Raw genomic sequence first — 12,342 nt, 5'->3', positions numbered from 1 at the left:
GGCGGAGCCGGGGGGCCGAGAAGTCTGTCCACGGCGACAGGCTATCCTCCCAGGGAATCAGGGCGTCGATACGCCGGGCGCCCTCTCGCAGCGAGGAGACCACATGCGCGACGCCGAGCCGCAGCACGGCTCCTCCGCGCCCGGTGCCGAGACCACGTGGTTCGTGATCCCCCTGTTCAACGAGGCCGCTGTGATCGGCGATGTGGTCCGCGGGCTGCGCGAGCGCTACCCCCTGGTCGTCTGCGTCGACGACGGCTCCGGGGACGACTCGGCCCGCATCGCGGAGGCCGCGGGCGCCGCCGTCGTGCGCCACCCGTACAACATGGGCCAGGGCGCCGCGATCAAGACCGGCATCGACTACGCCCTGCGGGACCCGGCCATGGAGCAGATCGTCACCTTCGACGCCGACGGCCAGCACCAGGTCGACGATGCCGCGGCGATGATCGCGCTGCGCGAGGCCGAGGGCGTCGACTGCGTGCTCGGCTCCCGCTTCCTCGACGACCGCACGAAGCCCGGGCTCATCAAGCGGCTCGTCCTGTGGGGCGCGGTGCACTACTCGAACCTGACCTCGGGCCTGCACCTCACGGACGCCCACAACGGGCTGCGGGTCCTCGGTCGCCGCGCCTGCGAGGTCATCACCATCGAGCAGAACAAGATGGCCCATGCCTCGGAGATCGTCGAGGAGATCGGACGGCACCGCCTGACGGTCCGCGAGCACCCCGTGCACATCCTCTACACCGACTACTCGCGGGCGAAGGGGCAGAGCGCCCTGAACTCGGTGAACATCGTCATCGACATGCTGTTCCGCTGAGCAGCGCGGACCAGGGGAGGGGAGAGCCTCAGCCCTGCGCCGGGGCCTTCGCCGAGCCGTCCTCGATCGAGCCGAAGAAGGCCTTGATGTCGTCCTCGTCCGTGAGGATCGCGACTCCCGACTTCTTCGTGTGATAGTTCGGATCCTTGATCGGCATCGTCAGCGTCGTGCCGTCGTTCATGGCCGTGCGCATCGTCAGCGCCATCCGCGCCAGGTCGATCACGCCGGTCGAGTCGTCGGTCCGCAGCGCCGCCGTCCCGGCGTCCGCGAGGCGCACCTGCGCCAGCGGGTTCAGCAGCACGCCCGGCGTCATCACCCGCTTCATGAGCGCGGAGACGAACTGCTGCTGGCGCTGCTGGCGTCCGATGTCCGCCGTCGGATCGAAGTAGCGGGCGCGCACGAACGCGAGCGCCTGCTCGCCGCCGGTGTCATGGCAGCCCTTGGTCATCTTCAGGCCCGACTTCTCGTCATCGACGTCCTGGTCGATGCACAGGTTCACGGTGCCCACCGCATCGACGAGGCCGGAGACGCCGTCGAAGCCGATCTCCACGAAGTGGTCGACCTTCATGCCCGTGAACCCCTCGACCGTCTCGACGAGGAGAGCCGGGCCGCCGAACGCGTAGGCCGCGTTGAGCTTGTACTTCCCGTGCCCGGGGATGTCCACGAGGGTGTCGCGCGGCAGGGAGACGAGATAGGAGTTCCCGTTCGGCGCCTTGTGCAGGAGCATCATCGTGTCGGCGCGCTCGCCCGCGGTGCCGTCGTCGGCGACGGTCTCGCCGCCGCGGCGATCCGATCCCGCGATGAGATACGACGTGCCCGGCGTGCCCTGCATGTCGGAGAGGGCATCGACGTGCTCGATGCGGCCGTTCGCCCACAGCGCGAGCCCGGTGAACCACGCCCCCGTGACGACGAGGACCACGGCGAGCGCGAAGGCGGCCAGCCGCAGCGGCCGCGGGATGCGGGAGAGGCGTGCCGCGAGCGGCGAGGTCCCGGCCGTCCCGGCGCGCCGCGAGCGGGCTCGGGCACGGGCGGCGGCACCGCGGGGCGCCTCCGTGCTGCCGCCCGGGCGGTCCTGCGGACGCGAAGCGGTGCGGATGGCATCGGGCGCATCGGGCTCGGCGGGGACCGCCCGCATGTCCACCCGCGTCGGCGACGGAGCCCGCATCGCGGTCGTCGGCGTGTCGGAGCCGCGGCCGGACGCCGGTGCGGTCGAACGCCCCTCGCAGGCGCGATCGGCGCCGACGGAGCGGTCCGCCCCCGGGGAGCCCTGGTCGCGGGGGGCGGAGGGCTGGGCCGGCGGCACGGGGCGAGCGGAGCCGCCCGGTCGGGCGCGGTGGCGCACGGGGCGCCGGGGCGCTCCGGGGCACGAGGGGCTCCGGTCGTCGCGATCGTCCACAGCTGGGCCTTCCGTCGTCCTGCGAGGCCCCGCGGCGGGGCTGCCGACAGGCTACAGCGGCGATCGGTGCCCGACGCCGCCACCGCCGCCCGGTATCCGGGACATCCACGGGGCCTTCACAGACACGGGGCCTTCACAGACACGGGGCCCTCATAGACGAGCGCCGTCCGTGCGACACGGGCCACGGCCGCGTGCACGGCCCGCGGCATGCGCCGTCCGTAGACTGGCGGCGCGACCGAGCACCCGCGCCACCGCGCTTCCGCTCTCGCATCCGCACCCGCGACCGTCCCGCCGCCAGGAGGCCCGCATGACCGCCGCCCACCCCGAGGACGCCGGGGCGCACGCGGGCGCCGACGCCCAGCGCGTCGTCGCCGTCGTCGTGACCTACAACCGCGAGGAGCTGCTGGCCGCGTGCCTCGATGCGCTCGCGGCGCAGACCCGTCGCCCCGATGCGGTCGTGGTCGTCGACAACGCCTCCTCGGACTCCTCCGGCGCCGTGGCCGACGCGCACCCGATCGGCGCGGACGTGGTGCATCTGCGCCGCAACGTCGGCGGCGCCGGCGGGTTCGCGGCCGGGATCGCGCGCGCCCTGGTGCGCCATGACGCCGACTGGGTCTGGGTGATGGACGACGACACGATCCCGCGCCCGGGAGCGCTGTCCGCCCACGTCGCCGCCCTCGAGGCCTCCCCCGTGCGCCTGTCCGTCCTCTCCTCCCGCGCGGAGTGGACCGACGGCCGCGAGCACCCGATGAACCGCCCGCGCACGCGCCTGGGCGCGAGCGCGGCCGAGAAGGCCGATGCGGCCGCCGCTTCGCCCGGCGCACGGCCCATCCGCACCGCGAGCTTCGTCTCCGCCCTGCTCAACGGCCAGGACGTGCGCCGCCTCGGCCTCCCGCTGGCGGACTACTTCATCTGGTCCGACGACTTCGAGCACACCGGGCGCCTCCTGCGCCACGGCCGCGGGATCCACGTCCCCTCGAGCGTCGTCGAGCACCGCACCGCGACCTTCGGCAACGCCCAGGCATCCCCGGGCGGGCGCTTCTACTACGACGTGCGCAACCGGGTGTGGGCGCTCGGACGCACCCGCTCCTTCGCCCCCCTCGAGCGGGTCCTCTACGGCGGCCGCACCGCGCTCGGCTGGGCGCTCATGCTCGGGCGCACCCGCGATGTGGACCTCGTGGGCGTCGGCGTCCGCGGCCTGCGCGACGCGCTGCGCCGCGGTCCCCGCCGCAGCGAGGCCGTGCTCTCGGCGGATCCGGAGGCGGCGGCCGACATCCGCCGGATCGAGCGCGCGGCCGGTCGATGAACGAGGTCGCGCCCCCGCCCTTCACCGTCGTCATGCCCCTGTGGCGGGGCGACCGCGCCGATCGCTTCCGCGCCGCCGCGCGCTCCGCGACGCTCGAGCAGGACCTGCGGCCCGCGCACCTGATCGTCACGGTCGACGGCCCGGTCGGCCCCGAGCTCGAGCGCGAGCTCGCGGGCATCGAGACCGGGGAGCTGGGGCCCGCCCTGGTCCTGCGCCACGACAGGCACCGCGGACTCGCCCCCGCGCTGCAGGACGCGCTCGACCGGGCTGAGACCGAGATCATCGCGCGCGCCGACGCCGACGACCTCTGCCGTCCGGACCGCTTCGCGCGCCAGATCCCCGCCCTCGCGGACGGGCAGTTGGACCTGCTGGGCTGCGCGATGCAGGAGTTCTCCGACGACGTCGCCCCCGGCACGGGGCCGCTGCGGCGGCGCCCGCTCAGCCACGAGGAGATCGTGGCCTACCTGCCCGTGCACAGCCCCTTCCACCACCCGACGGTCGTCATGCGCGCCCCGGTCGCCCTGGCGGCCGGCGGGTACCGCGAGCTCGACCATCTGGAGGACTACTGGCTGTGGGAGCGGATGGTGCTGGCCGGGGCCCGCTGCGGCAACCTGCCGGACGTCCTCGTCGACTACCGCGTCGACGAGGACCTGTTCGCCCGGCGCGGCGGCTGGGGGATGCTCGCCTCGGACCTGCGCCTGCAGCGGATCTTCCTGCGCGATCGGGTGATCGGCCCGTGGGGCTTCGTCCGCAATCTCGCGAGCCGGGGCGCCTACCGCCTCGTGCCGGGCGCTGCGCGCCGCTTCGTGTACCGCACGTTCGTCGAGCCGTTCTCCCCGCGCTCCCGCTGAGCGGGACCGCCGCTGGCGGGGTGACCTCCGCCGCACGGGGCATCGGACCCCGGCGATCTCCCCGGGACGCGCTCGCGCCTGGTCTACTGTGGGGCTGTTCGGCAGTCCATCGAAAGGCAGACCTGTGGCGACCCCTGACCTCCTGATCGTGGGCTCCGGCCTGTTCGGTCTCACGATCGCCGAGCGTGCGGCGACGCAGCACGGCGCGAAGGTGACGATCATCGACCGTCGCGACCACATCGGCGGCAACGCCTACTCGGAGCGCGATCCCGAGACGGGCATCGAGATCCACAAGTACGGCGCCCACCTGTTCCACACCTCGAACGAGCGCGTGTGGGAGTACGTCAACCGCTTCACGACGTTCACGGACTACGTCCACAAGGTCTACACGACTCACGACGGCGTCGTGTACCCGATGCCCATCAACCTGGGCACGATCAACCAGTTCTTCTCCGCCGCGTACACGCCCGACGAGGCGCGCGCCGTGATCGCCGAGCAGGCCGGCGAGCTCGCGGGCCAGGACCCGGAGAACCTCAACGACAAGGGCATCTCCCTCATCGGCCGCCCGCTCTACGAGGCGTTCATCAAGAACTACACCGGCAAGCAGTGGCAGACCGATCCGAAGGACCTCCCGGCCTCGATCATCTCCCGCCTGCCCGTGCGCTACACGTACGACAACCGCTACTTCAACGACACCTACGAGGGCCTGCCGACCGACGGCTACACCGCGTGGCTGGAGAAGATGGCCGACCACGAGAACATCGAGGTCCAGCTGTCCACCGACTACTTCGACGAGAGCCAGCCGCTGAACAAGGCGGCCGTCCGCGGCCGGATCCCCGTCGTCTACACCGGCCCCGTCGACCGCTACTTCGACTACGCCCACGGCGACCTCAAGTGGCGCACCATCGACCTGGAGACCGAGCGCCTGGATTCCACGGGCGACTTCCAGGGCACCTCCGTCATGAACTACGCCGACGCCGAGGTCCCCTTCACCCGCATCATCGAGCCGCGCCACTTCCACCCCGAGCGCGACTACCCGGGCGACCGCACGATCATCCAGCGCGAGTTCTCGCGCTTCGCCGAGCGGGACGACGAGCCCTACTACCCCGTCAACTCCACCGAGGACCGCGAGACCCTGCTCGCCTACCGGGCGATGGCCGACGCCGAGCCGAGGACGATCTTCGGCGGGCGCCTGGGCACCTACCAGTACCTCGACATGCACATGGCGATCGGCGCGGCGCTGTCCGTGGCCGACAACAAGCTGGCCGACCTGCTGGCCTCCTGAGGAGACACCCCGTGACCACCACTGACGCCCCCGCCCGGCCCGAGGCCGAGCGCCGCATCCTGCACCGCCTGATCCTCCCGCTCGAGGCGACGCCCGACATCATCCCGCTGTACATCGAGCAGCAGAGCGCCCGCTCGAGCGCCGTGTCCTCGAGCTTCGGCCTCGGCGGCGGCGACGAGCAGGTCGACGCCGCGGGAGGGTCGACCGCTCCCGCCGCGCAGGTCGACGCCACCGAGCTCTCGGACCGCTACAGCGTGCGGATCCCGGCGGGCCAGATGCGCTCCTTCGGCACCTACTTCAACGCGTTCCCGGCCAGCTACTGGCGGCGCTGGACCCCGGTGCGCTCGGTGCGCCTGCGCATCGTCACCCGCGGCCGCGGCCAGATCGTCGTCTACCGCTCCAACGCGCGCGGCGCGATCCAGCGCCAGGAGTTCCTGGTCGTCACCGAGAACGGCGAGCACGTCTTCGATCTCCCGCTGACCGCCTTCGGCGACGGCGGCTGGTACTGGTTCGACGCCTACGCGGGCTCGAAGGACTTCACGATCGTCGGCGCGGACTGGTCCGCCGAGGCGTCCCTCGCCCGCACCGAGGGCACCTTCTCGATCTCCATGACCACCATGAACAAGGTCGAGTACTGCCTCGAGAACATCCGCACCCTCGAGTCGAACCCGGACCTGCGCCGGGTCCTCGACACGATGTACGTGATCGACCAGGGCTCGGACCGCCTTTCCGACCACCCCGACGAGCTCGGCCCGCTCCAGGAGTCGATGGGCGATCAGCTCACCATCGTCGAGCAGGGCAACATCGGCGGCTCCGGCGGCTTCTCGCGCGGCATGTACGAGACCGCGAAGGCGGGCCGCTCGACCTACGTGGTCAACTGCGACGACGACATCGTCATCGAGCCCGAGTCGCTCATCCGCCTGGTGACCTTCGCCGACTACGCGACGAAGCCCACGATCACGGGCGCCCACATGTTCGACCTCAACAACCGCTCGGTGCTGCACACCTTCGGCGAGGTCGTCGACCCCTGGCGCATCCAGCCCTCGCTGCCCAACCCGGACAACTTCCTGGGCCACGACTTCGCGCTCTTCCCGCTGCGCACGACCCCCTGGCTGCACCGCCGCGCGGACGTCGACTACAACGGCTGGTGGATGTGCCTGATCCCCGTCGAGGCCGTCGAGAAGATCGGCCTGTCCCTGCCCGTCTTCATCAAGTGGGACGACGCCGAGTACGGCCTGCGCGCCAAGAAGGCCGGCTACCCGACCGTCAGCCTCCCGGGCGCGGGCGTGTGGCACGTCAGCTGGGTCGACAAGGACGACCTGGTGGGCTGGCAGGCCTACTTCCATGAGCGCAACCGCATCATCACCGCGCTCCTGCACTCCCCGTACCCGCGGGGCGGCCGCGTGATCCGCGAGTCGCAGTACATGGACGTCAAGCACATCATCTCCATGCAGTACTACACGGAGACCGGGCGCATGATGGCCCAGCGCGACGTCCTGCGCGGCCCCTCGCCGCTGCACTCCGAGATCGGCACCAAGCTCCCGGAGATCCGGAAGATGGCGGCCGACTTCGACGACTCGCGCGCCAAGAAGGACGCCGAGGAGTACCCGGCCGTGCACGTGGACAAGCCCCCGCACCGCGGGCGCCCGTTCATGGAGCCGCGTCGCTCCCGCCTTCCGCTGTGGACCGCCAAGACCCTCGTCAAGCAGCTGGCCACGCCCGTCAAGGAGCGCGCCGACCGCAACCCCGAGACCGCCGTCGCGCACCAGGACGCGCGCTGGTGGCGCCTGTCGCAGTACGACAGCGCGCTCGTCTCCAACGCCGAGGGCACGCAGGTCTCCTGGTACAAGCGCGACAGGGCCAAGGCGCGCGAGATGCTCGCCGAGACCGCCCGCACGCACGTCGAGCTCGCCCGGCGCTGGTCGGAGCTGCAGCAGCAGTTCCGCGCCGCCGCCCCCGAGCTGACGAGCTTCGAGGCGTGGGAGAAGACGTTCCGCGACAACCCCGCCCCCGAGCGCCCCGCGAAGGACGCCGGCGCGGGAAAGACCGCGTGAGCGCCGGAGCCGCAGCCCCGTCGATCGGACGCCTGTCCAAGGCCGAGAAGGCCCAGGGCTGGCGCACGCCGGGGCAGGACCACGGCTGGCTGAACCCGCTCTACGAGCGCTTCCTGCTGCACCTCCTGGTCAAGAAGGAGCTGCGGGTCCGCTACCGCGGCAGCGTGCTCGGCATGGCGTGGAGCTACGTCAAGCCCGCCGTGCAGTTCCTCGTGTTCTTCCTGGCCCTGGGCGTGTTCCTGCAGCTGAACAAGGGCATGCCGGCCTATGCGGTGTACCTGTTCTCGGGCATCGTGGTGGCGAACCTGTTCGGCGAGGTGTTCGGCAACTGCACGCGGTCGATCACGGGCAACCAGGCGCTGGTGTCCAAGATCTACCTGCCCAGCGAGCTGTTCCCGTGGTCGTCCATGATCGTCGCGCTCATCCACTTCCTCCCGCAGGTCCTGGTGCTGACGATCGGTGCGCTGCTCTACGGCTGGATTCCCTCGCCGACCGCGGCGATCGCGTTCTTCCTCGGCATGGTGATCCTGCTGCTGCTGTCCATGGGTCTCGGGATGATCGGGGCGGCGCTGAACGCCGCCTACCGCGACATCGAGAACTTCGTCGACCTGATCACCATGGTCGCCATGTGGATCACGCCGATCATGTACAAGATCACGATGGTCAAGGACGCGCTGCAGGACTCGATCTGGTGGTGGCTGTACTCGCTCAACCCGCTCGCGATCGTGGTCGAGCTGTTCCACGTCGCGTTCTGGCGCTACGGCCCCGAGGTGGTCGAGGCCGTCGAGGTCGACAAGGACCTCTCGCTGGTCCCGCCGCTGGGCCCCCTGTCCAACGGCCCGTTCGGGTACTGGTGGGTCGGCCTGCTGACCTCCGCGATCGTCTTCGCGATCGGCACCCTCGTCTTCGAGCGCACGAAGCGCCGCTTCGCCCAGGAGCTGTGATGGCACCCTCCACGATCGACGTCCCCGGCGCGCCGCCCAAGCCGGACCTCACGCGCGAGATGGTGCGCGTGGAGAGCGTGACCAAGCAGTTCGACCTGCGCCACAACCACTCGCTCAAGGAGCTCGCCTTCGCGGCGCTCCAGCGCAAGAAGCTGAAGGACGAGTTCACGGCGCTGAACGGGGTGGACCTCACGGTCCACGCCGGGGAGACCGTCGGGCTCATCGGCTTCAACGGCTCGGGCAAGTCGACGCTGCTCAAGACCATCTCGGGCGTGCTGTTCCCCGACGAGGGGCGCGTCATGCTGCGCGGCCGCGTCGCGGGCCTCATCGAGGTCGGCGCCGGCTTCCACCCGGACCTCTCCGGGCGCGAGAACGTCTACCTCAACGGCGCGATCCTCGGCATGACCCGCTCGCAGATCGATGACCGGTTCCAGGACATCGTCGACTTCAGCGAGATCGAGGAGTTCATCGACACGGACGTGAAGTACTACAGCTCGGGCATGTTCCTGCGCCTGGCATTCGCGGTCGCGGTCCATACGGACCCCGACATCTTCCTGGTCGACGAGATCCTCTCGGTCGGCGACGAGCCCTTCCAGAAGAAGTGCATCAAGCGCATCCGCGAGCTCCAGGTCGCGGGCCGCACGATGATCGTCGTCTCCCACGAGCTCGCGATGCTGCAGAAGCTGTGCTCCCGCATCGTCGTGCTCGAGCACGGGAAGATCATCTACGACGGCGATCCGCGCACCGCGGTCGCGCGCCTGCGCGCCACCGCCGCCTGATCGACGGCACCGGCTGAGCCTCGGCTCCGCCTGATCGACGGCACCGCCCGATCGACGGGGCCGCCTGATCGACGGCACCGGCTGAGCCTCGGCTCCGCCGACACGACGAGAGCCCGGCCGCACCCCTCGGGGAGCAGTCGGGCTCTCGCGCATCCGGCAGCGCCCGCGGGTCTCAGGCGGGGCGATCGGGGCCGATGCCCTCCGCGGCCCGGGTCGCGTCGTCGATCGCGGCGACGGGTCCGAGCACCCGGGCGCCCCGGAGCCAGGCGCCCAGCATCGCCGACACATCCGAGGAGCCGTCCGCGCCGTCGGAGCCGATGAGGACCTCTGCGCCCTCGTCGGCGGCGGTCGCGGGGGCGACGACAGGGCCGGACCACGGGCCGGGGGCGAGGGCCAGCACGTCCCCGGCGCCCCGCACCTCCTGCGCCCAGTCGTGCGCGAGCGGGGGCAGCGGCATCGAGGCGCGCAGGGCCAGCGACACGGCGTCCAGCACCAGCAGCTCCTCGGCGGCATCGGCGAGCTCGGTCCCGGGGCGGTCGGTGGCGACGATCAGCATCCCGTCGACGTCAGCGGGCGGGACCGGCGCGGTCGAGGCCGTCGCCGGGTCGCGGTCGAGGACACGGACCTCCGCGCCGGTCGTCCAGCCGGCCAGCGCGAGCACCAGGCGCTTCCAGTGGGGCGGGAGATCCAGGACGAGGGCATCGCCCCTCGACAGCGCGATCTCGTCGGCGAGGTGGTTCGCGGCCTTGATCACCCAGTTGCCCAGGACGCGGCCGGACAGCTCGGTGCGGCCATCGGCGCCGAACCAGGTCAGGGCCGGTCGCGGGCCGAGCTTGGCAAGGGCATCGAGCAGCTCGCGGCCCGTGCGGGGCGCGGGGGAGCGGGAGTCGGTCATGCATCCTCCTGGGGATCGGGCCGGCGGTCGGCGGCCGGGGCAGGGCCGCGCACCACGACGCGGACCGGCGGCAGGGGACGGGCGATGGACTCGGCGGCCAGCGCCGTGCGGATGCGCTCGGCCCTCGCCCCGGCGCGCATCCAGGATGCGGGATCATCGCCGCCCGGGACGACGTGGACGAGGAGCGGCGCCGAGCCCTCCGCGGGCCCGCGTTCTGCCGGGTCCGCGACGGGCCCGGGTGCTGCCGGGTCCGCGACGGGCCCGGGTGCTGCCGGGTCCGCGACGGGCCCGCGTTCTGCCGGGTCCGCGACGGGCCCGGGTGCTGCCGGGTCCGCGACGGGCCCGGGTGCTGCCGGGTCCGCGACGGGCCCGGGTGCTGCCGGGTCCGCGACGGGCCCGTCGACCGTCGGCGCGGCGCCGGCGGGGGAGAGCGCAACGAGGAGGTCCTGCTCGTCCTCATCATCGCGATCATCATCGCGCCGCGTCGCCGCGACCGCGAGCGCCCGGGCGATCCGCACGTGATCGGGCTCGGGGCCCATCGCGGCGATCGGCTCGTCGTCCTCGCCGAGCCCGAGGGCCTGCCAGACGGACTCGAGCGAGGGGCGGCGGAACCAGTCGCCCTCCCCGGTCCGCACGAGAGTCCGCGCTCCGACCGCAGAGGGCTGCGCGGGGGCGGAGCACGGCTCTCCCGGGACGGTGCTCGCGGGAGACTGCATGCCGCCGAGGGGTGCGACGGTCCCCGTGGGCAGGCCGCGCACCAGGGCCGCGGGAACCCGCGTCGCCTTGCCCTTGACGAGGTCCGCGGCCGCGGCGATCTCGTCGGCCAGCGCGCGCACCGTCACCCCCAGGGGACGACCGGCATCGTCGATGCCGCCGCGGAGGTCCTCGAGCACCTGCACGCCGGCCGCGCCGAGGGCCAGATCCGTCACGCCCGTGCGCCAGATCCGCGAGCAGGTGTCCGACAGGATGACGCCGATCTCGACGCCGAGGAGCTCGCGCAGCGCACCGCACAGCGCGCGGGCGGCGGCATCGGGATCCGCGGGAAGCAGGAGCAGGCCGTCCGGGGCGTTGGAGGCATCGATCCCGGCGGCGGCCATGACGGGACCGCTCACGGACTCGACCACCGAGGTCACGACGGCGCCGTGACGCCGCCGTGCGACGCGGCGCACCGTCGCCGCCTCCACGGCGCGCTCCTTTGCGGAGGGATCCACCACGAGGCCCTGCGCCTTCGAGACCAGCTTGGAGGCCAGGCACAGGACGTCGCCGTCGCGCGCCGGGCACGGTCCGTCGCCGTGCAGCGCGGCGGCGAGCAGTGCGACGAGATCATCGCCCGCGCGCACCTCGTCCAGACCGGTCACGGGCAGCACCGCGAGTCCCGGGACGGCGGTCGATGACGGGGCGGGCAGCGGGGCGGGCGGGGGAGCGGGCAGGGGAGTGTTCACGGTCTGTGCTCCTTCGCGCTCGGCCGTGGATCGGCCGTCTGTCGGCCATGAGACGGTGATCACCGGGACCGGGATCATCTCATCGCGGGCGCGGATGCGGCTTGACGGTCCCGAGTTACACCGGTGTACTTTAGAGGTCGTCCTCTCCGCATGCCCGCCGCGCGAGCACCCGTGCCCGCACGGCGGCGCGCCGCGAGGACCCCGTGCACCGTCCCACCACGCACCGAAGGAGTCCGCATGGACATGAGCCGCCGCCCGGACTCCGAGCGCACGGAGGACGCCGCCCGCGAGCTCACCCTCCTCGACCTCACGGTGATCGACGGGGCGGAGGAGGCCGAGCCCTCGTGGCAGGAGCGCGCCCTGTGCGCGCAGACGGACCCGGAGGCCTTCTTCCCCGAGAAGGGCGGATCCACCCGCGAGGCCAAGCGCGTCTGCGTCTCGTGCGAGGTCCGCGCCGAGTGCCTCGAGTACGCCCTCCAGAACGATGAGCGGTTCGGCATCTGGGGCGGACTGTCCGAACGCGAGCGCCGCAAGTTCAAGCGCCGGGCCGTCTGAGGGCCGCGCCGTGCGCGCCCTCGA

Annotated in this window: 11 protein-coding genes; 8 read left to right on the top strand and 3 right to left on the bottom strand. The window is 72.2% G+C overall.

Annotation, left to right across the window (positions count from 1 at the left end):
• Positions 1-103 precede the first annotated feature (103 nt).
• Complete coding sequence (locus FM110_RS05570; protein ID WP_087103420.1) at positions 104-811, top strand: glycosyltransferase family 2 protein; 708 nt, start codon at positions 104-106, stop codon at positions 809-811.
• Between the two features lie 28 nt (positions 812-839).
• On the opposite strand, the gene FM110_RS05565 is transcribed toward FM110_RS05570, so the two are convergent.
• Positions 840-2,114, bottom strand: a complete 1,275-nt coding sequence (locus tag FM110_RS05565; protein ID WP_234991942.1) for an LCP family protein — start codon at positions 2,112-2,114, stop codon at positions 840-842.
• A 400-nt stretch (positions 2,115-2,514) separates the two neighbouring features.
• On the opposite strand from FM110_RS05565, the gene FM110_RS05560 reads away from it, so the two are divergent.
• The 6 genes from FM110_RS05560 (at position 2,515) to FM110_RS05535 (ending at position 9,426) form a co-directional block, all read left to right on the top strand.
• Positions 2,515-3,513 (top strand): glycosyltransferase, encoded by a 999-nt coding sequence (locus tag FM110_RS05560; protein WP_087103418.1) that lies wholly within the window; start codon positions 2,515-2,517, stop codon positions 3,511-3,513.
• Positions 3,510-4,364 (top strand): glycosyltransferase, encoded by an 855-nt coding sequence (locus tag FM110_RS05555; protein WP_087103416.1) that lies wholly within the window; start codon positions 3,510-3,512, stop codon positions 4,362-4,364. Before FM110_RS05560 ends, FM110_RS05555 begins: the two co-directional genes overlap by 4 nt.
• Positions 4,365-4,488: 124 nt before the next feature.
• Complete coding sequence (gene glf / locus FM110_RS05550; protein ID WP_087103414.1) at positions 4,489-5,649, top strand: UDP-galactopyranose mutase; 1,161 nt, start codon at positions 4,489-4,491, stop codon at positions 5,647-5,649.
• 11 nt (positions 5,650-5,660) lie between these two features.
• Positions 5,661-7,703 carry a glycosyltransferase gene (locus FM110_RS05545; protein WP_234991941.1) on the top strand — a complete coding sequence of 681 codons (2,043 nt, stop codon included), beginning with the start codon at positions 5,661-5,663 and terminating at the stop codon, positions 7,701-7,703.
• Complete coding sequence (locus tag FM110_RS05540) at positions 7,700-8,647, top strand: ABC transporter permease (protein WP_087103412.1); 948 nt, start codon at positions 7,700-7,702, stop codon at positions 8,645-8,647. The genes FM110_RS05545 and FM110_RS05540 overlap by 4 nt, the downstream gene beginning before the upstream one ends.
• Positions 8,647-9,426 (top strand): ABC transporter ATP-binding protein, encoded by a 780-nt coding sequence (locus FM110_RS05535; RefSeq protein WP_087103410.1) that lies wholly within the window; start codon positions 8,647-8,649, stop codon positions 9,424-9,426. Before FM110_RS05540 ends, FM110_RS05535 begins: the two co-directional genes overlap by 1 nt.
• Positions 9,427-9,598: 172 nt before the next feature.
• Here the strand turns inward: FM110_RS05535 and FM110_RS05530 are convergent, their stop codons facing one another.
• On the bottom strand, positions 9,599-10,321 hold the full coding sequence (locus FM110_RS05530) for a TIGR03089 family protein (protein WP_087103408.1): 723 nt from the start codon (positions 10,319-10,321) through the stop codon (positions 9,599-9,601).
• Positions 10,318-11,763 (bottom strand): coenzyme F420-0:L-glutamate ligase, encoded by a 1,446-nt coding sequence (locus FM110_RS05525; RefSeq protein ID WP_234991940.1) that lies wholly within the window; start codon positions 11,761-11,763, stop codon positions 10,318-10,320. Before FM110_RS05525 ends, FM110_RS05530 begins: the two co-directional genes overlap by 4 nt.
• Before the next feature lie 237 nt (positions 11,764-12,000).
• Here FM110_RS05525 and FM110_RS05520 point away from each other — a divergent pair, with 237 nt between their 5' ends.
• Complete coding sequence (locus tag FM110_RS05520) at positions 12,001-12,318, top strand: WhiB family transcriptional regulator (RefSeq protein WP_234991939.1); 318 nt, start codon at positions 12,001-12,003, stop codon at positions 12,316-12,318.
• The last annotated feature ends 24 nt before the right edge of the window (positions 12,319-12,342 follow it).

Source organism: Brachybacterium nesterenkovii, from assembly GCF_900163655.1.
Classification (GTDB): Bacteria; Actinomycetota; Actinomycetes; order Actinomycetales; family Dermabacteraceae; genus Brachybacterium; species Brachybacterium nesterenkovii.
Note: the sequence above shows the minus strand (reverse complement) of the source record. Positions and strands in the feature narration are given on the sequence as shown.